This is a genomic window from Methylotenera versatilis 79 (assembly GCF_000384375.1).
GTDB lineage: Bacteria > Pseudomonadota > Gammaproteobacteria > Burkholderiales > Methylophilaceae > Methylotenera_A > Methylotenera_A versatilis_B.
On record NZ_ARVX01000001.1, the window covers coordinates 993162 to 1011139 of the forward strand.

At 42.2% G+C, this 17978-nt stretch carries 20 protein-coding genes; 9 read left to right on the forward strand and 11 right to left on the reverse strand.

Going from position 1 to position 17978, the window contains the following annotated elements:
• Window positions 1-24 precede the first annotated feature (24 nt).
• Complete coding sequence (locus tag METVE_RS0104985) at window positions 25-1284, forward strand: multidrug effflux MFS transporter (protein WP_020167351.1); 1260 nt, start codon at window positions 25-27, stop codon at window positions 1282-1284.
• 91 nt (window positions 1285-1375) lie between these two features.
• Here METVE_RS0104985 and METVE_RS0104990 read toward each other — a convergent pair whose 3' ends face one another.
• On the reverse strand, window positions 1376-1801 hold the full coding sequence (locus tag METVE_RS0104990) for a hypothetical protein (protein ID WP_020167352.1): 426 nt from the start codon (window positions 1799-1801) through the stop codon (window positions 1376-1378).
• Between the two features lie 297 nt (window positions 1802-2098).
• On the opposite strand from METVE_RS0104990, the gene METVE_RS0104995 reads away from it, so the two are divergent.
• Window positions 2099-3040 (forward strand): GGDEF domain-containing protein, encoded by a 942-nt coding sequence (locus METVE_RS0104995; protein WP_020167353.1) that lies wholly within the window; start codon window positions 2099-2101, stop codon window positions 3038-3040.
• 35 nt (window positions 3041-3075) lie between these two features.
• Here METVE_RS0104995 and METVE_RS0105000 read toward each other — a convergent pair whose 3' ends face one another.
• Window positions 3076-3585: a DUF1993 domain-containing protein gene (locus METVE_RS0105000; RefSeq protein WP_020167354.1), complete on the reverse strand. Its 510-nt coding sequence runs from the start codon at window positions 3583-3585 to the stop codon at window positions 3076-3078.
• A gap of 178 nt (window positions 3586-3763) precedes the next feature.
• On the opposite strand from METVE_RS0105000, the gene METVE_RS0105005 reads away from it, so the two are divergent.
• Complete coding sequence (locus METVE_RS0105005; RefSeq protein WP_020167355.1) at window positions 3764-4828, forward strand: rhomboid family intramembrane serine protease; 1065 nt, start codon at window positions 3764-3766, stop codon at window positions 4826-4828.
• 303 nt (window positions 4829-5131) lie between these two features.
• Here METVE_RS0105005 and METVE_RS0105015 read toward each other — a convergent pair whose 3' ends face one another.
• Genes METVE_RS0105015 through METVE_RS0105025 form a run of 3 tightly spaced genes read right to left on the reverse strand, consistent with a single transcriptional unit; the run spans window position 5132 to window position 7030 of the window.
• On the reverse strand, window positions 5132-5368 hold the full coding sequence (locus tag METVE_RS0105015; protein WP_020167357.1) for a DUF2798 domain-containing protein: 237 nt from the start codon (window positions 5366-5368) through the stop codon (window positions 5132-5134).
• Window positions 5358-6245, reverse strand: a complete 888-nt coding sequence (locus METVE_RS0105020) for an alpha/beta fold hydrolase (protein WP_020167358.1) — start codon at window positions 6243-6245, stop codon at window positions 5358-5360. The genes METVE_RS0105015 and METVE_RS0105020 overlap by 11 nt, the downstream gene beginning before the upstream one ends.
• 41 nt (window positions 6246-6286) lie before the next feature.
• Entirely contained in the window at window positions 6287-7030 is a 744-nt protein-coding gene (locus tag METVE_RS0105025; RefSeq protein WP_020167359.1) for an SDR family oxidoreductase, read from the reverse strand.
• Between the two features lie 118 nt (window positions 7031-7148).
• Here METVE_RS0105025 and METVE_RS0105030 point away from each other — a divergent pair, with 118 nt between their 5' ends.
• The gene (locus tag METVE_RS0105030) at window positions 7149-7793 is read left to right on the forward strand and encodes a TetR/AcrR family transcriptional regulator (RefSeq protein WP_020167360.1); all 645 of its coding nucleotides are present in this window, start codon (window positions 7149-7151) and stop codon (window positions 7791-7793) included.
• Between the two features lie 51 nt (window positions 7794-7844).
• On the opposite strand, the gene METVE_RS0105035 is transcribed toward METVE_RS0105030, so the two are convergent.
• Window positions 7845-9095 carry an MFS transporter gene (locus tag METVE_RS0105035; protein ID WP_232415394.1) on the reverse strand — a complete coding sequence of 417 codons (1251 nt, stop codon included), beginning with the start codon at window positions 9093-9095 and terminating at the stop codon, window positions 7845-7847.
• Between the two features lie 575 nt (window positions 9096-9670).
• On the opposite strand from METVE_RS0105035, the gene METVE_RS0105040 reads away from it, so the two are divergent.
• Window positions 9671-10162 carry a fasciclin domain-containing protein gene (locus METVE_RS0105040; protein WP_020167362.1) on the forward strand — a complete coding sequence of 164 codons (492 nt, stop codon included), beginning with the start codon at window positions 9671-9673 and terminating at the stop codon, window positions 10160-10162.
• 106 nt (window positions 10163-10268) lie between these two features.
• On the opposite strand, the gene METVE_RS0105045 is transcribed toward METVE_RS0105040, so the two are convergent.
• On the reverse strand, window positions 10269-10880 hold the full coding sequence (locus METVE_RS0105045; protein ID WP_020167363.1) for a DNA-3-methyladenine glycosylase family protein: 612 nt from the start codon (window positions 10878-10880) through the stop codon (window positions 10269-10271).
• A gap of 124 nt (window positions 10881-11004) precedes the next feature.
• Between METVE_RS0105045 and ada the strand changes: the two genes are divergently transcribed.
• Together ada and alkB are read left to right on the forward strand one after the other, a co-directional pair.
• Window positions 11005-12123, forward strand: a complete 1119-nt coding sequence (ada, locus tag METVE_RS0105050) for a bifunctional DNA-binding transcriptional regulator/O6-methylguanine-DNA methyltransferase Ada (RefSeq protein ID WP_020167364.1) — start codon at window positions 11005-11007, stop codon at window positions 12121-12123.
• Window positions 12120-12779, forward strand: coding sequence for a DNA oxidative demethylase AlkB (gene alkB, locus METVE_RS0105055; RefSeq protein WP_020167365.1), 660 nt, complete (start codon window positions 12120-12122; stop codon window positions 12777-12779). The genes ada and alkB overlap by 4 nt, the downstream gene beginning before the upstream one ends.
• 64 nt (window positions 12780-12843) lie before the next feature.
• Here alkB and METVE_RS12760 read toward each other — a convergent pair whose 3' ends face one another.
• Window positions 12844-13035 (reverse strand): hypothetical protein, encoded by a 192-nt coding sequence (locus METVE_RS12760; RefSeq protein WP_157258780.1) that lies wholly within the window; start codon window positions 13033-13035, stop codon window positions 12844-12846.
• Window positions 13036-13252: 217 nt separating this feature from the next.
• Window positions 13253-13579 (reverse strand): cupin domain-containing protein, encoded by a 327-nt coding sequence (locus METVE_RS0105065; protein WP_020167367.1) that lies wholly within the window; start codon window positions 13577-13579, stop codon window positions 13253-13255.
• A gap of 126 nt (window positions 13580-13705) precedes the next feature.
• Between METVE_RS0105065 and METVE_RS0105070 the strand changes: the two genes are divergently transcribed.
• Window positions 13706-14671, forward strand: a complete 966-nt coding sequence (locus tag METVE_RS0105070; protein ID WP_020167368.1) for an L-threonylcarbamoyladenylate synthase — start codon at window positions 13706-13708, stop codon at window positions 14669-14671.
• A 72-nt stretch (window positions 14672-14743) separates the two neighbouring features.
• Here METVE_RS0105070 and METVE_RS0105075 read toward each other — a convergent pair whose 3' ends face one another.
• Both METVE_RS0105075 and METVE_RS0105080 read right to left on the reverse strand, forming a co-directional pair.
• Complete coding sequence (locus METVE_RS0105075; RefSeq protein WP_232415395.1) at window positions 14744-15853, reverse strand: S1 family peptidase; 1110 nt, start codon at window positions 15851-15853, stop codon at window positions 14744-14746.
• 1 nt (window position 15854) lies between these two features.
• Window positions 15855-16844, reverse strand: a complete 990-nt coding sequence (locus tag METVE_RS0105080) for a trypsin-like peptidase domain-containing protein (protein ID WP_232415549.1) — start codon at window positions 16842-16844, stop codon at window positions 15855-15857.
• A gap of 302 nt (window positions 16845-17146) precedes the next feature.
• On the opposite strand from METVE_RS0105080, the gene METVE_RS0105085 reads away from it, so the two are divergent.
• Window positions 17147-17881, forward strand: a complete 735-nt coding sequence (locus tag METVE_RS0105085; protein WP_020167371.1) for a dienelactone hydrolase family protein — start codon at window positions 17147-17149, stop codon at window positions 17879-17881.
• Window positions 17882-17978 lie beyond the last annotated feature (97 nt).

The following is a 17978-nucleotide window of genomic DNA, read 5'->3' on the forward strand; positions in this document are numbered from 1 at the left end:
AATTTAACTAGCAACAATAAAACTATGCAAACCAATTCTACAGTTAATCCAAATCCTACTAGCACCATATTAGCCTTAATGCTGGCTGGTTTGGCAATGCTAGGCCCATTTTCTATAGACACTTATTTGCCTGCGTTTCCTGCAATCGAAGCATCGCTTGGCGCAAGTTTAATAGAAGTGCAGCAAACACTAACAGCGTATATGTTTTCGTTCGCGATTATGATTTTGTGGCACGGTTCTCTTTCAGATGCATTTGGTCGCCGTAATATCATTTTGATGTCGTTGGCGGTATTTGGCGTGGCTACATTGGGTTGCGCGGCATCGCACACGGTGGAATATTTGTGGGCATTCAGAATGTTGCAAGGTTTGTCAGCGGGTGCTGGTGTGGTGGTTGGTCGCGCGATCATTCGTGACCTTTATTCTGATGTGCCGGCCGCGCGATTGTTGTCGCTAGTGACGATGATATTTTCTATTGCACCTGCGATTGCACCTATTTTCGGTGGCTGGATAGTCAAGCATTACGAATGGAGGACGATTTTTCTGGCGCTGTTTGTTTATACCGCGTTGTTGCTGTGGTACTGCTACAAAAAATTGCCAGAATCATTACCGATAGAAAAACGCACGCCATTTAACCCACAATTTTTGGCTGCCAGTTACAAACAAGTATTTATATCACCGATATTTCAACTAAAAGCTGGCGCAATCGCATTCAATTTTGCAGGTTTGTTTTTATATGTAGCCGCCGCGCCAGTGTTTATTACCAAGCATTTGGGTCTAGGGCCAGATCAATTCGCTTGGCAGTTTATTCCAGCGGTTGGCGGCATCTTTTTAGGCGCGCTCACGGCTAATCGGCTGGCTGGTAAATTATCGGTCGGCAAAATCATGTTGATTGGTTATGTGCTGTTAATCGGCGCATCGGCAGGCAATGTGCTGTATCACTCATTTTATCCACCGGCCATTCCTTGGTCAGTGATTCCACTGTTTTTTTATACTTTGGGCATGTCTTTGGTTGCGCCAACGCTCACCTTATTGGTGATGGATTTATTTCCGCAGATTCGCGGCACAGTGGCTTCTTGCCAATCATTTACGCAAACCATGTTGGGCGCGGCAGTTGCTGGCTTAATCGCGCCGCTTTTGTTACATTCAGTATTGTGGCTGGCGCTTGGGCAATTTGCCTTTGCAACTATCGGGCTATGTTTGTGGTTAGGCGGGCGACATTATCACTATGTGCACTTGGTTTCTCAACCTCAGAAGCGTATTAATGCGTGGGAAACGATAGATTAAAACAGTACAAAAATAGCGCGTGTTAATTTAAGACTTACTTAATAAACACGCTTAATTAAATGTGCGTTTTAAGAAGGCTAAGCTAATAAACTCACTTTAACTTAACCCAATAAATCGGTCGATTTTTCTCTTGATTTAATAGCAACATGTCACGCCGCGCTAATGCAGTTAACGCTTCATCTACCGAAATATTGTTTTTTTCGGCATCTGTTTTTGCAATTGGTTGTGCATATTTTAACCAAGCGGGGTTTTGACCATAGCCGTTATCGCGCATACAGCTAACGACCACGTTGGCTTTATTGCCCTGAATTTCCAGTTGCTGGAAGGCCACCACGGCTTTTTTATCGGCAACGCTATTTTCAGAAATGCCAGCGCATCTATCGCTAATCAGCATCAATGTTTTTTGCTCTGCGCTTAATGGCGGCGGCGTAGCGCTGTTTTGATTCAACAAAAAGCCAATGCCAATGACTAGTAAAATCACCAATGTAACTAGAATTTTCAAATGTCTGCGTATCATGCGATTTACTTGACCCAATATTCCATTGAAAATATATGCAATGACCTGAACCTATAAACCTTTAATTCGAAAATCTAGAATTCACAAATTAAAGTGCAACAGGATTGCTTAGTTTATGCTGTCTGATGCAATTGGACAATGTGTGTTTTTTGCACTGGGACGTAACTTTTACGACCATCCATGATGGAGATTAGATTTAAATTTTTCAATTGATTTTGTGTAGGCGTATGATTAATAAGCGTAAGTGATAATAAGCATAATCAAACAGGATAAATTTTCAAAGTTTTGGAATGACAAATGACCGATGTAACCGTGAGTAATAATCCAGCAAGTGATGTTTATAAGACTTTATTAGAATCTACCAAAGCGATACCGTGGAAATTAGATTGGGCCACGATGACTTTTGCTTACATTGGCCCGCAGATTGAAAATCTGCTTGGTTGGTCGCAATCCAGTTGGGCGACATCGCAAGATTGGGTGGATAGAATGCACCCTGAGGATCAGGCATGGGTGGCGAACTATTGCATTTCAAAGTCTCAGGAGGGCGTCGATCATGAGGCCGATTATCGCGCGCTAACCAAAGAGGGGCGTTATGTGTGGATCCGCGATGTGGTGCATGTGATTCGCAATCCAAATGGCGAAGTTGAATCGCTGGTCGGCTTTATGTTTGATATTAGCGAACGCAAAGAAACCGAAGAAAAATTAATCACTTTACAGAAAAAACTGGAAGAATTTTCCTTTAAAGATGGCTTAACTGGTGTGGCGAACCGCCGCATGTTCGATTCGATACTGGAGGTGGAATGGTTGAACGCGCGCCGCAACAGCCAGCCGCTTTCAATTATCATGTTGGATATCGATTATTTTAAGCAATATAACGATCATTACGGGCATATTCAAGGTGACGATTGTTTAAAGCGTGTGGCACAAGTTTTAAATAGTGCGGCCACACGCTCGCGCGATTTTTGTGCGCGTTTTGGTGGCGAAGAATTTGTGATTGTATTGCCAGAAACCGATGAAATCGCCGCTAAAAAGGTTGCAGAACGTTGTCATCAGTTGATTTTTAAAGAACAAATCTTGCACGCAAAATCAGAAATCAGTCAGATATTAACCATTAGTATCGGCGTTGGCACACTGATTCCAGAATCAGAAGAAAGTGCGCTGGCTTTTATCCATGAAGTCGATAGACGGCTTTATCAGGCAAAACAATCCGGCCGAAACCGCATCATTTGCAGCCATTAATCTCTGCTGTTATTAATGGCTGTTTAAACATATTATTAGTTATGACCAATTCTTAAAAAATCTGGCTTCCCAAGCTCAACGCCGTTATGGCGCAGAATGTTGTAGGCGGTGACGACGTGAAAATACACGTTTGGCATCACCCATTTCAACAGATAATCTTGACCAGTAAATTTAAGCTCTGCCTTGCGCACGGTGAGAGTAATTTTACGTGTTTCAGCATCGGTTAACTGCTCGCTTTTAATGGATTCTAAAAAAGTCAAGGTTTTTGCAATACGTGCTTGCAACTGCTCAAACGTGGTTTCATCATCTTCATATTTCGGAATTTCTATGCCCGCCAAACGCGCGGCTGCACCTTTGCTCATATCTGTGGCGATTTGAACTTGACGTATTAACGGATACATATCTGCAAAAAGTTGTGCATTTAATAGGTCTGCATGCTCGATTTTTTTAGCATCAGCATATTCCTCACCTTTTTTTAGAATGTAACTTAAGTTTTTTAAACTGCGGCTAAGTGGCGAGATAGTGGCGTCAAACATTAATAACATGGTGAAATCCTTATTATGGTCTTGATACAAATTGTGACTATTTTAGTCTTGAATATTGGTTAAGGTCGAATCATTCGACATTAAACCGTTTTGCCATAAATATCTATTAAACTATTAACTGTAATCAATGCTCAGATTTTTTATTACAGACAACTACACTTAATAAATTGGAATTTTCTTGCAATCTCTTCATGAATTATTAATACAGCGCACGCCAAAAATTGGCGTAACTCAACTATTGTTCAGTATTAACGTGCTGGTTTTTGTTGCCATGCTATTTGGCGGCGCTGGTTTTTGGCATTCGCCTAACGGCATACAATTAAATTGGGGCGCAAATTTTGGCCCGGCAACGCAAGATGGTGAATGGTGGCGTTTAGGTACGGCCATGTTTTTACACTTTGGCGCCGTGCATTTGGCGTTAAATAGTTTTGCGCTGTGGGACGCTGGCCAGTTGGTCGAACGCATGTATGGCCATTGGCGATTCCTGTGTATTTATTTGGTGAGTGGATTATGCGGTAATTTGGTTTCGCTAGTTGTGCAAGGCAATTCTGCGGTTTCTGGTGGCGCATCCGGTGCGATTTTTGGTATTTACGGCGCTGCTTTTATCTTTTTATGGCGCGAGCGCGCGGCTATTTCTAAGCATGAATTCCGGTGGTTATTTGGCGGCGGATTAGCTTTCTCAGCGCTGACCATCGTGCTGGGTTTTATTATTCCTGGTATTGATAATGCCGCGCATATTGGTGGTTTTGTAACAGGCATATTGGCCAGCATTGTTTTATCACAAACCATTACTGCGCGCATGATGCCGATTAAATTTAGTGCGGCTGCTGTTTTGATGATGGTTTTTGCGACTGTTGTGCTGATTAAGCTGATTCCAGCGCCCAAATATCGTTGGAGCGATGAGCTATTAATACGCAGCCAAATCAATGAGTTTTTATCTCAAGATCAAGCAATCAATCGTTCTTGGCTGGAGATCATGCATGAAGGTAAACAAGGTAAATCAAGCTTTGACGCGCTGGCAGGCAAAATTGACAATTCAATTAGCGAGCCTTATGAAGAAAGTTTTGAGCGGCTATCCAAACTACCGCAAGACCCAGCTTTGCCTTCTGCTGCGCAGTTAGAAGGCTTATTACGCTACACTGAAAAACGCAGTGAAGAGTCTAAAGCAATGGCTGATAGGTTAAGAGAACAACCTTTCAGCGGTCAAACCATCATGAATCAGAGACAGCCAAATTCAAACTAGGGCTATCTGTTTAAATTTGGGTGTAAATAGTTAACTAAATAATTGCCCTATATTTTTCTATCAGCCTATGATGAAGCCATTATTCATTTAGGAGAATCATCATGGCTAAAGGTCAAATCAAAAGTAATAAAGAAACGAAAAAACCTAAAAAAAGCAAAGAAGTCGTCGTGCCAGTGCATTCGATTATTCCAATGAAGCCCAGTCCAGCCAAAAAATAATGCATTATCACAGACTTTTATAGCCTGTATTTTTTTACTGAAAATCTTTCTCCGACCGTAATATTCAACAGAATTGATTGTGAGGCTAATGCGCTTCCACAAACACATTTAGCAATTTATTCACCATCGGCGCGATGATTAAAATGGCAATAAATACAATCGGCCAAGCAGTGGTAAATGCACCCATCCACTGTGGTATAAAAGGCGTATTGGGTTTGGCATGCATGAACATGATAATGCCGGACACAATTAACGCTGTGTTTGCAGACATAATCAACGCAAATAATATTGTGCGATAACGGTAAGCGATTTTATTTGCCATGAGTTTTTATCTCATGTGTTTGAAAAGATAATACAAGCTCAACCAGTTTGTGCGGATTATCGACAAAGGCAAAATGTCCAGTATTGGCTACGGTGCTTATCGCTACACCACCTAGTTCTTTTGCGGTGCGCTTGCGTTCATCTAATGTTGACCAATCATGTTCGCCATATATGAGTGTGACAGGCGCTTTTACCGCAGCATACTTAGACCTAGCCTTGCTCCATGAACGCCAGTTGGCGAAGACCTTGCGCTCTACATAACGGTAGCCTTTGCGATACCCGACGCGATTAAATTCAGTGAGTAATTGATTAGGCATCCAGCGCTTCATGCGCAATCCACCACGCATGATAAGACCCAGCAGTGGCTTATTTTCCATAACCGCAAAAACTGCTCCAAGAACTGGGATGGCAAACTGACCAAGGATGAAGTTAGCAATGAAATTGCCACGACGCACACCATCAGCATAGCGTGTGTCGTAGTCATAAGTATTGGATGAAACTACGGCTTTGATACGTTCAGGCAATGCACTGGCTACGGTCAGTGCTAAAACCGCACCAATTGACTCGCCTACTAGAGTCACCTCCCTCAAATCAAGCTTCTCTATAAAAGCAATGACTGCACTGCGGAAGTACGGTTCATCGTAGTTGGCCTTGGTGTCAATTGATGAGTAGCCATGTCCAGGAAGATCAACTGCGTAGACCGTGTAATGCTGCGCAAGCAGTGGGATTGCCTCTTGAAAATAATCCAGCTGCGTGCGAATAGTATGCAGCAAGACCAAGGGTGAGCCTGTACCCGCTTTTAAAAATCGTAAAGTTCTGCTCTCATCAATTTGAATATTTGATACTTGACCAATTTTGGATAAGTCCTGCATTTGCATGCCCTCTTATTAAGTTTCTGTCTGTCTTGGCTAAGTAAAACTTACCAAGGTAATGGCTCGCCAGCATGGAAAAATCCGCCGTTAGCACCGTTGCTATCTAAAGTAGCTAATTGCACGCTAGTTTTGTAGCTATCTGCAACTTCCATCGGTGCATTTTCGCCACCTAATTCTGTTTTTACCCAACCTGGATGCGCTGAATTCACTTTGATATTGGTGTCTTTTAATTCATGTGCCAGATGTACAGTGTATACGTTAAGCGCGGTTTTAGAGGCGTTGTAAGCAAATGCTTTGGCAGGGTCGATCGGTGAATTGGGCATGCTGTGTAAAGTGAGCGATCCCAAAATACTAGAAAGATTAACGATGCGTCCAGCAGCTGATTTTTTAACGAGTGGTAATAGTTTTTGCGTTAATTCAATCACCGCGAATAGGTTGCTGTGAAAAGTTTGCTGCAAAATTTCGCTGCTAACGGTGCTGCTATTATTGCTACCCATTAATTGCTCTTGATTGATGCCTGCATTGTTCACCAAAATGTCTAATTTACCGTAATGCTTATTCAAATACTCAAATACGCTGTCAGCAGATTGTGCCTGATTAGCATCGTAATGAACCGCTTCTGCTTTGTAGCCCAATGTTTGTAATTTTTTGGCAGCGGTTTCACCTTTTGTAATATCGCGCGCGCCGATAACGACTGTTATACCTAATGCGCCCAAACCCTTGGCTGTTTCAAATCCAATACCGCGATTTGCGCCTGAGATAAAAGCTATTTTTTCTGATGATGTTGACATTTTTAATCCTTATATTTATACCGATTGGTATTTAAATAATAGATGAGATAAAATAATTTGTCAAATAGTTTTATACCTAATGGTACAATATTATTAATTAGTGAATATTCATACATATATGCAAACTGAAAAAACCATTACAGAATCTATGAAGCCGCCAGCTAAACCACGCGGTCGCCCATTGGCTTTTAATCAAGATAACGCACTAGAGGCTGCGATGCTTCTATTTTGGGCGCATGGTTATGAAGGCACTTCTATGGCCGAGTTGACGAATACGCTTGGTATTAACAAGCCGAGTATTTATGCCGCATTTGGTAACAAAGAAGAATTATTTCGTAAGGCAATAGCCCGTTATATTGCAGGGCCAGTCGCGTTTGTGACAGAGGTTATAAATGCACCAACAGCATATCAAGTGGTAGAGAAGTTTTTAAAACAAGCAGTGGAGTTTTTTAGCGATCAATCTACACCAAATGGCTGTTTGATTGTGCAAGCGGCGCTCACTTGCGGGCAAGGTTCTAGTGTCATCCAACAAGAATTAGTTGTTTACAGAAAGCGTTTTGAAATGGCATTTGTCGCACGTTTTGAATTGGCTAAAGCGCAAGGTGATTTGCCGCAAGACGCAGATGCAAATGCGTTGGCTAAATATTTAGCCACCATCCATCAAGGTTTATCGGTACAAGCGACAAGCGGCGCAACAAAACAAGAGTTGCTGGCAGTGGTGGGAATAGCTTTAAAAAATTGGCAAAAAAATGAGGTTAATTAATCGGTTAACTATTCGACTTAACCATTTAATTAGCCCAATAAATTGTCAATTTTATTGGATTTGATGCAATTCTAAATCACGCAGTTTCGGCGCCAGTTTTGCGGTAGCGCCAACTACAGACAACGTCATCAACCCGCCGAATATCACAGATGGCACTAAACCCATTAAACGTGCGGAAAGCCCAGATTCAAATGCACCTAGCTCATTTGATGAGCCGATAAAGATACCGTTAATGGCTGAAACGCGGCCGCGCATGCCATCTGGTGTCACCAGTTGCATAATGGTTTGACGCATCACAACGGAAATGCCATCGGCAACACCAGAAAACAGCAGTAGCGCAAATGCCATCCAAAAACTGGTGGCCAAGCCAAAGCCGATAATACTTAAGCCAAAACCTGCCACTGCGCATAATAACCAGCGACCCGCATGGCGATTAATAGGGTGACGCGTCAGCCATAAACCTGTGGCAATCGCGCCAACTGCTGGTGCTGCGCGTAGTATGCCTAAGCCTTCTGGGCCGATTTTATAAATATCTTGAATGAACGCTGGCAACATGGCAACCGCTCCGCCAAATAGCACGGCAAACATGTCTAATGACAATGCGCCGAGCATGATTTGATTGCTGAAAACAAAATCTAAGCCTTGTTTGATGCTAGTGAAAACTGGCACATCACTTTGCGCTTTAGGTTCTTTTACTTTAATCGACCATATGGTGATGGCCGCGCCGAAACACAGCAAAGTCGCCAGCGCATAAGCGGCTGTTTTGCCTGCGAAACCAATCGTCAACCCGCCAACAGCAGGGCCTAATACCAAGCCAGATTGAAAGATGCTGCTACTGATGCCAATCGCACTTCCGAAGGATTCACGTGGCAAAATAATAGCGAAAAGTGAATTGACACTAGGCGCGATAAACGCGCGTGCGAAACCTGTAAATGCGATTGAAGCATAAATCCAATAACTGCTATTGCCGGTTAATATGCCTTGCGTCACCAAGGTGAGTGTCAGTGCATTCAAGCACAACATCGCTGCTGCAAATACGCCGAATAATCGGCGTGAATAATAGTGATCAACCGCATGACCAGCAAATAGCGCGCAGGCAAAATAGGGAATGACTTCCGCTAAGCCAACTAAGCCTAATGACAATGTATCGTGCGTGATTTCATAGATATGCCAGCCAACCGCAACCGCCATAATTTGATAGGCCAGTACGATTTGGATGCGAAAAGCGAGTAACTTACTAAAGGCGAAGTTTTGTTGCGTGAATAATTGTTGCATAGGATTGACACTTAATAGTTCTGACATTTTAATAGTTAATGCATTATTTAGCTCAATATTTATACGCTTTAAATTTACACGTGTTTCATTGCGCAGATTATGCTCACGCTCAAATACTGGTAAAGCGTACGAATAAAGATTTCCTAGCAAAAGTGCTTTGGCAATTCAACGTTTGGCGTGCTAAAGTCGGACAGTTAGTGCAGTGAATAAGGTAGTAAGCATGATGTTGCTAATGAACGAGTAACCTTGTGCCGATGAGTCGTCGTTGACCCAGTGCGATTCTACCGATATAGATTGGGCGCACTAACACCTTATATTAGCCCCTCATTCAGTCCTTTATTCCATCCTATTTTTAATCGGATTCAATTGATTTTGAATTTGAATAAAATATTTTCAGTATTTTTGCAGTTTTAAGATGTTAACGACACTTTTACTGTCAACGTTATTGCTAAAGCTCACGTTAAGGCGTGATGGCTGATGCGTGTTTAACAATTTATATCGTTTCTGAATGTAAATTGTATAAGCTCTCGCAGCTTTCCTAGAGCATCTTTATCAGCAAATTTGTTGATATTAAAAAGTACACATCAATTTTAAGGAATGTTATGAAAAAAGTATTACTGGCAACATTATTTGCATTATCCGTTTCAAATGCCGCTTATGCAGATGATATTGTCGATTCAGCAATTGCAGATGGCTCACTAAAAACATTTGTAACAGCAGTTAAAGCAGCAGGTTTAGAAGAAACATTAAAAGGCGCAGGCCCATTTACCGTTTTTGCACCAAACGATGAAGCTTTTGCAAAGATTCCAAAAGAAAAATTAGATGCTTTGTTAAAAGATAAAGCGGCATTAACTAAGTTATTAACATCACACGTTGTTGCAGCAAAAATCACTGCAGCAGATGTGCAAGCCGGTAAAGTAAAATCTATTGAAGGCCACGAGTTGAAATTAGACGTATCTTCTGGCATTAAAGTAGACGGCGTTTCAGCAGTAGGTGGTGGCGATGTTAAAGCCGACAATGGTGAGATTCACATTATTGATACCGTATTATTGCAAGAACCAGCTGGTAAAAAGAAAGCTAGCAAAAAGAAATAAGTAGTCGATTTCAGTTATAAAAAGCGGGTGTAGATTTGAATCTCACTCGCTTTTTTATGGATAAATCGTAAGTCGTTTAAACAATAAGTTTATAAGCTAACTAAGTTTATTTCGGCACTCGCCATAAATACCAACTGGCTATGGTTCTGTGCGGGCTCCAAGTCATTGCAATCTCATTCATCTGTTTGCGTTTTGGCGCGATTTCCAAGTTTTTAAGTCGCCTGTAACCTTCTACTACACCAAAATCATCCGCGGGCAAAATATCCATGCGCTCCATTGTGAACATCAGCAACATCTCAACCGTCCAGCGGCCAATACCTTTCAATTCTACTAAACGTTGAATTAACTCTTCGTCTGGCATCGCATCTGCAATATTTCGCGTCGGCACAAGGCCACTTAAAGCGCCTTCGGCAATGCCTTTAATCGTTTCGATTTTTCGTCCTGAAAATCCACAAGCACGCAATGTATCGAAATCGGTTGTTAGTATTTGATTAGGCGCTGGAAAAGTGTCCCCGTAAATATGCAGAAAGCGTTTGATGATCGCGTCACCCGCTTTGCCATGTAGTTGTTGATAAGCCACTGCGCGCACCAACGCTTCATAAGGTTCGCGTTCAGGCTTGGACTCAAATGTACATTTACCAACCGTAACGATTAAGCTCGCCCAGTCTTTATCTAGGCTGGTTAAAAAGTCAGTTGCGGCTTGAAAGTCTTTTTGCATGCTATTTATTATAAACACAAAGTTCTCTAAGTCATTGTTCGAATTCAATCGCAAGAGTCGGAGTGTGGTGATTTTCAAACGTTGGTAATCTGAGACTTTCTATGTATATTAGAATTGAACAACGATGAACCAATCCACTAAAATTATTCAGGTAGAAACTACCGAAAAAGATTCACGCTGGGCACAGGTGCAAACACGTGACGCTAGTGTGGACGGAACATTCTATTACTCAGTAAGCACCACGGGCATATATTGCAAACCGTCTTGCGGCGCGCGCCAACCACGGCCAGAACATGTCGCTTTTCATGACAGTTGCGCAGAAGCTGAACTGGCAGGATTCCGTGCCTGTAAACGTTGCAAGCCTGGACAGACTAATTTGGCAGAAAGCCAAGCCATATTAATAGCTCAAAGTTGTCGCTTGATTGAAGCGGCAGAAGAAAATATTAGCCTTGAAACTTTGGCAAAAAACGCAGGATTAAGCACCTATCATTTTCATCGCATATTTAAATCAATGACGGGATTAACGCCAAAAGCCTATTCATCTGCGCATCGTGCAAAAAAGATACGTAGCGAGTTAACCAAAAATAAACGGATAAAAAATAAATCAACTAAAAATACCAGTGTGACCGATGCAATTTTTGATGCAGGTTATAGCTCTAACAGTCGCTTTTATGAAAAATCAACAGAAATACTGGGCATGACACCCTCAAATTACAAAGCAGGCGGTGCAAGCGCCACGATTAAATTTGCGATTGGTGAATTTTCACTGGGTAAAAATCCATGCACGATTTTAGTGGCAAGCAGTGAGCGCGGCGTATGTGCGATATTTTTAGGTGATGATGCAGTTCAGTTGTTGAATGATCTGCAGGATGCTTTTCCGTGTGCAAAATTAATAGGTGCAGATCGTGACTATGAAGCGCTGGTAGCCAAAGTGGTGGGATTTATTCAGATGCCCGCGGTAGGTTTAACGCTACCGCTGGATATTCAAGGCACCGCATTTCAGCAACGTGTGTGGCAGGCCTTGCGCCATATTCCAACTGGCGTCACCGCCAGTTATAGCGATATTGCCAAATCAATAGGCTCACCAAAAGCGGTGCGTGCAGTTGCAAGTGCCTGTGCGGCAAATACGTTGGCGGTGGCGATTCCGTGTCACCGTGTAGTGCGAATGGACGGATCGTTGTCGGGCTACCGCTGGGGCGTAGAGCGCAAACGTGCGCTGTTGGATTTGGAAACTAAAAAGTGACGGATCTTTTTGCTGATCAGCAAGCAGCCACGCAAGAAATTGTAAAAGATGCTTATCTATTAAAAGGCTATGCGTTAGCTAGTGAAGCGCAACTATTGGCGGATTTAGCACGATTAATTGAAGTAGCACCGCTACGAAAAATGATCACTCCAAGTGGTTTTAGCATGTCTGTAGAAACGAGTAATTGTGGTGATTTAGGCTGGGTAAGCAATAAAAATGGTTATCGCTATACGACGCATGATCCATTGAGTAATAAACCATGGCCAACGATGCCAAACTCTTTTAAACAGCTAGCACAGCAAGCTGCAAGCGCAGTTGGATATGAACATTTTGACCCAGACGCCTGTTTAATCAATCAATACAAAGTGGGTGCGCGAATGGGTTTGCATCAAGATAAAAACGAGCTAGATTTTAATCAACCGATTGTTTCAGTTTCATTTGGTTTGCCCGCTATTTTTCAATTTGGCGGATTTGAACGTACAGATAAGACGCTTAGAGTGTTACTAGAAAACAGCGATGTGGTGGTTTGGGGTGGTGAATCAAGATTACGGTTTCATGGCATTTTGCCAGTAAAAGCCGGCATAAATTTGGCGTTAACTTTTAGAGTTAACTTAACGTTTCGTCAGGCAGGAAAATGCAAATGCGATAATAAATAGCTGCTATACGTAATTAATGCACCATCATTGCGCGTTAATTACGTAAGCAGTAAACGCCAACACACTAAATACCCAGCGCATAATCATCAAAGCCGCCGTAACTCTCTTCGATTTCTTGGCCTTTAAATTTCAAGCTTGTTTCAATACCTGTTTCGCTATACTCATCAAATTCATCCCCTGCAAAATCATCTGAGCGTAGCGCTAAATTTTGCATATTGGGTGAAAGCTCAACTTCCGAACGTTTTTGCCGACTCATTTTAGTACTCCTTTTTATCATTGCATGGTTTGCAAGTAATAATAAGCAGGAGTTATGCCAATGAAATTGATCAATGAGTAATTTGCTTAAACGCCCTTGTTATAAGCCTTACAAGGCAGCGGCGCTATTTTTTAAGCGGGTAGCGGGTGATTAAATGTCGTTTAAAGTGATGATTTTTGCACTAAGGTGTTAAAGAAAGCACAAAAGTGGTACAGATTTACAAACCAATCTTTGCTTTAATACGCACCCAAGCTTGCGTTAAGGCATTGCCATCTAATTTGTAGTGTTTATGTAGCGGCTTTTTCACTTCCCAACTGGCTGTAATGCCTGCTGGAAAAGTCACTAAATCACCTTTTCCAAAAGTCACAGGTGTGCCGCCAGTTGGCGTAATCACACATTCGCCGTCTAAAATATAAGCGATTTCCTGCTCATGAAATGTCCATGGAAATACCGATACTTCTTTCTGCCATGTCGGCCATTTGCTGACGCCTAAAGACTCTAAATGTGCTTGGCTTGGATTTTTTTCTACTTTGATTTGACTCATATTGTTTTCTTTAAGTGTTTAAGATGTGCTTATTCTATCTCATCACGACGCAAATACTGCGTAAGTTAACCTTAGCTTAAATAGGTTTAAATAGTAAAATAACGCCTTTAATCACACTAGTTAACCATGCGCATTAGTTTAGACGAAGCCATTGCCAAATTAAAAAATGGCGAAGTTGTCGCGATTCCAACCGAGACGGTTTACGGCTTGGCTGCGGACGCGGCAAATGAAACTGCTTTGCGTCAAATATATGCCATTAAACAGCGCCCAGCCGATAATCCTTTGATTGTGCATATCAGCAGTATCAATCAAGTGAATGATTGGGCAGCAGAGTTTCCACCATTAGCACAAAAGTTAGCCAGTGCATTCTGGCCTGGGCCGTTTACCTTGGTGTTGCCCGCAAAAGACAGTGTTTCTAGCATTGTAAGAGCGGGTGAGCCAACGGTTGCATTGCGCGTTCCCAGTCATCTGCTGGCGCTAAAATTACTCAAACAAAGCGGTTTGGGTTTGGCGGCACCTTCTGCCAATAAATACACACAATTAAGTCCAACAACAGCAGCACACGTTGAAGCGGGTTTGGGCACAGATTTGCCCGTGTTAGATGGCGGGGCGTGCCAAGTGGGTATTGAATCGACGATTGTTAGTGTGAGTGGCGATGATTGGCAATTGCTGCGTCACGGCATGATTACTGAAGCTGAAATTGCTGCGGTTGCGGATAAGTCAGCATTGGTTGGTTCAGTCAATCTACCAAAAGTGCCTGGTCAGCATTTACTGCATTATTCCCCTAAAACGCCGATTAAACTTTTTGATAGTGTTGAAGCATTAACTTGCTATCAACAGAGTAGTACTCAAACATGCGCTGTTTTGTTGATTGATGATGGTCAGCAAAATAATCAATTGGCAAACGAGCAGTTGATTATTGAAGTCGTGCAATTGCCTAAAAATTCTGCCATCGTTGCAGAGCGATTGTATGGCGTGCTGCATCACTTAGATGCCTTGAATGTGGCGCAATTATTAGTACAATTGCCGCCTGATGCACCAGAATGGTTAGCTATTTTAGATCGTTTAAGCCGTGCCGCACATCATGATTGACGCAAGAAATTAACGCATAAAAACAATAGTTTTTTGTGAATAGTTAACACTTTTTTAAGCGCAAATTATTACTTAATGCGCAGATACTAATGCTTCGTTAAATTCCTCATCCAACGCGGGGTCGATTGCCTTAAGTGCAATATGGGTTTTCTCGACGTCTGTACTGTTTCCAGCGCGATTTGCCATCAAGCCCAATGCAATCAGCGTTGCTGGGTGATTCGGGTGCAATCTTAACACTTGCTGATAATATTGGTTTGCCTTGCTCGCATCGCCCAGTTTATCCTCAGCCGTAGCCAAGTAATACAAAGCTTCCACATTATTTGGCTCTTTTACCAGCCATGCGGTTGCCACCGTTTTTAATTCAGCCCAATGTCCATTTTGATATGGCAACACTACGCGCATAAAAAATGGCCTTAACTCATCTGGCGCATCCCAAAAAGGCGTTCCATCAGGTTGATATAAAGCGATTTCTGGCTTTAATAATAATTCTTTCACCCATTTGACAGGCATGTTGTAAAAGTAAGCTTTTTGCCCAGGACTTTTCAATGTGCTAATAGCAATCAACTTGCCATCATAATCAAATACAGGGCTGCCGCTGGCACCGATTGCAAACGCAGCAGATGCGCGTATTACATTTGCGCCATCAAACGGATATAACGCTTTGATTTTGCCCAATGCTACATATGGCGCGGGTGAATCGCCTGGCATTGAGATGGAAATAATGGGCTGCTCATATTGCAAATTCTCAGAATCGCCCAAAACCACAGGTTTAAGATTCGCCCATTCAAAACGCAATATGCAAATATCGTGCGGCCAGTCAGCAATAATGGCGGCAGGCGCAAACGGTTCGCCCCATTTGGTAATGCTCATGCCGTTTGAGCTTTGCAGCACATGGCAATTGGTGACGACATGATCTTTAGTGATTGCAACGCCTGTGCCGTAGCCATGCCCACCATTTTTAAGTGTGCTGCCCACTTTAACAATGGATTCTTTGAGTTGATGAATCAATTCGTCGCTAGGTTCAATATTCTGGTTATCTGCTGACAAGGCGTTTGTGTCTTGAGCGTTCACAGTGCCGCAGAAAACAAGCGCGACTAGGCTTGTTTCTACACCTGTTTTTAGACACATTTTTGCCAAAATAAATGGGTTAAGTAGGCGACTTAACCGAATATGCTTAAGCATTTTATTTTGCTTGAACACTGCTAGAAACACCATTATTAACTGTCGTTTCAACAGTCGGATTTAACGCTTGATTAAATTCAGTTAACACATCGTTATTCACTTCTTTCATCGCCATTTTTAAACGGTTTAATTCTTGTTGATTATCTTCTCTTTGTGCAATTAAGCCCAACGCAAAAAGCGTGGCTGGATGTTGTGGATGTAATTGAAGTGTTTGCGCAAAGGTTTGTTTCGCTTGCTCGGTCTTACCCAATTTATCTTGCGCCACGCCCAAATAATAATGCGCTTCTGCACTGCGGCTCTCGGCTTTAACCCAAGCCTGTGCAATGGTATTTAAGTCATCCCATTTACTGTTTTGATATGGCAATACCACGCGCATAAAATACGGGCGATTTTCGTCTAATGCATCCCAAAAAGGTGACTCGGTTGTTTTTAAGGAAGTGGTTTCAGTCGATTCGGGCGCGGCTAATAACGCTTTCACCCACTTAACTGGAATATTGTAGTAATAAGCGCCTTGGCCAGGGCTTTTAAAAGTGCTGATTGCGATTAACTTTCCATCGCTATCAAAAACGGGGCTACCGCTGGCGCCCATCACAAATGAAGCGCTGGTGCGCACAACTTGGCTGTCATCTAAAGGATATAAGGCTTTGATTTTGCCAAAAGTGGTTAATGGCTTTGGTGGTCCGCCAGGGAATCCAATTGAAAACATCGCTTGCTCATATTTTAAGTTTTCAGAGTCGCCTAATTCAACGGGTATTAAGTCGACATATTGAAAACGTAAAATGCATAAATCGTGTTTCCAATCGGCCTTTAAACTAACGGGCACATAACTATCACCAAACTTTGTAATATTAACGCCATTTGCGTTAGCTAAAATATGGCAATTGGTCGCAACTAAATCTTTGCCAACCACCACGCCAGTGCCCACACCATGGCCGCCATTTTTGGTGATAACGTGCACTTTGGTCACCGATGCTTTTAGTTTGAAAGTCAATTCTGAGTTGGGTTCAGCGTTAGAAATTTGACAAAAAAACGGGGTTAAAACCATTAATGTTAGAAGTGATGCTAGGCGCATAAAACAACTTTCTGTATGGGTTTACACTATCGGCGTGTGTGATAGTGACAGCGTTAAAAAATATTAATTCTAAGCGAGCTATAAAAACTTCAAAGAGAACCATTACGTTGATAAATTATGCTCTTTATTCAAATTTTGCGTGAACATGACTATAAAGCCCTGTAAAATATTGAGCATTAGTTGATTATTAACCCTAAAAACCCAAGTTTTGGAACAAAATAATGCAAATCAAAACGGATATTGTTGATTTAAATACACCAACTGGCGTGATGCGCACTTATGTGCACCGCCCAATTCACAGCAAAAAAGTCCCTGCAATTTTGTTTTACTCTGAAATTTTCCAGCAAACTGGGCCAATTGAGCGTGCGGCGCGATTTATGGCTGGTCAAGGCTATGCAGTATTGGTGCCTGAAGTTTTTCATGAACTTAACCCGATTGGCACTATCCTAGGTTATGACGATGCAGGTCGCGATAAGGGAAATGCAGATAAATCTGCCAAAGATGTGCAAGGTTACGATACTGATAATCGCGCCATGATTGAATATTTAAATACGCAAGATTGGTACGACGGCAATTTAGGCGCAATGGGTTTCTGTATCGGCGGACATTTGGCGTTCCGCGCGGCATTGCAACCAGAAGTGAAAGCGACGGCCTGTTTTTATGCCACAGATTTACACACAAACATCATCCCGAATAAGCCGAATCAGCACAGCATGGATAGACTTGCGGATATTAAAGGCGAGTTGATGATGATTTGGGGCAAGCAAGATAACCACATCCCGACTGCAGGGCGTGTATTGGTGAATCAAAAATTATCAGAAGCCAATTTAAGTTTTACATGGCACGAATTCAATGGCCAGCACGCATTCATGCGCGACGAAGGTGAACGTTATGACCCGCAATTGGCCATGACAGGTTATCAATTAGCCATACAAATGTTTGGCAATGTTTTATAAGTTTTTAAGTTTTGGCGCAACGAGGCGTTAGAATTTTTTGTAGTAAAAGTTGTGTTAAGTAAAAGTAGCAAATTAAAAAATCTTCTACTAGTCGGAC

Excerpts from the sequence above, each read along its gene's own strand:
- METVE_RS0104985 (WP_020167351.1), top strand. The coding sequence starts at position 25 with ATGCAAACCAATTCTACAGTTAATCCAAATCCTACTAGCACCATATTA.
- METVE_RS0104990 (WP_020167352.1), bottom strand. The coding sequence starts at position 1,801 with ATGATACGCAGACATTTGAAAATTCTAGTTACATTGGTGATTTTACTA.
- METVE_RS0104995 (WP_020167353.1), top strand. The coding sequence starts at position 2,099 with ATGACCGATGTAACCGTGAGTAATAATCCAGCAAGTGATGTTTATAAG.
- METVE_RS0105000 (WP_020167354.1), bottom strand. The coding sequence starts at position 3,585 with ATGTTATTAATGTTTGACGCCACTATCTCGCCACTTAGCCGCAGTTTA.
- METVE_RS0105015 (WP_020167357.1), bottom strand. The coding sequence starts at position 5,368 with ATGGCAAATAAAATCGCTTACCGTTATCGCACAATATTATTTGCGTTG.
- METVE_RS0105020 (WP_020167358.1), bottom strand. The coding sequence starts at position 6,245 with ATGCAAATGCAGGACTTATCCAAAATTGGTCAAGTATCAAATATTCAA.
- METVE_RS0105025 (WP_020167359.1), bottom strand. The coding sequence starts at position 7,030 with ATGTCAACATCATCAGAAAAAATAGCTTTTATCTCAGGCGCAAATCGC.
- METVE_RS0105030 (WP_020167360.1), top strand. The coding sequence starts at position 7,149 with ATGCAAACTGAAAAAACCATTACAGAATCTATGAAGCCGCCAGCTAAA.
- METVE_RS0105035 (WP_232415394.1), bottom strand. The coding sequence starts at position 9,095 with ATGTCAGAACTATTAAGTGTCAATCCTATGCAACAATTATTCACGCAA.
- METVE_RS0105040 (WP_020167362.1), top strand. The coding sequence starts at position 9,671 with ATGAAAAAAGTATTACTGGCAACATTATTTGCATTATCCGTTTCAAAT.
- METVE_RS0105045 (WP_020167363.1), bottom strand. The coding sequence starts at position 10,880 with ATGCAAAAAGACTTTCAAGCCGCAACTGACTTTTTAACCAGCCTAGAT.
- ada (WP_020167364.1), top strand. The coding sequence starts at position 11,005 with ATGAACCAATCCACTAAAATTATTCAGGTAGAAACTACCGAAAAAGAT.
- METVE_RS12760 (WP_157258780.1), bottom strand. The coding sequence starts at position 13,035 with ATGAGTCGGCAAAAACGTTCGGAAGTTGAGCTTTCACCCAATATGCAA.
- METVE_RS0105065 (WP_020167367.1), bottom strand. The coding sequence starts at position 13,579 with ATGAGTCAAATCAAAGTAGAAAAAAATCCAAGCCAAGCACATTTAGAG.
- METVE_RS0105070 (WP_020167368.1), top strand. The coding sequence starts at position 13,706 with ATGCGCATTAGTTTAGACGAAGCCATTGCCAAATTAAAAAATGGCGAA.
- METVE_RS0105075 (WP_232415395.1), bottom strand. The coding sequence starts at position 15,853 with ATGCTTAAGCATATTCGGTTAAGTCGCCTACTTAACCCATTTATTTTG.
- METVE_RS0105085 (WP_020167371.1), top strand. The coding sequence starts at position 17,147 with ATGCAAATCAAAACGGATATTGTTGATTTAAATACACCAACTGGCGTG.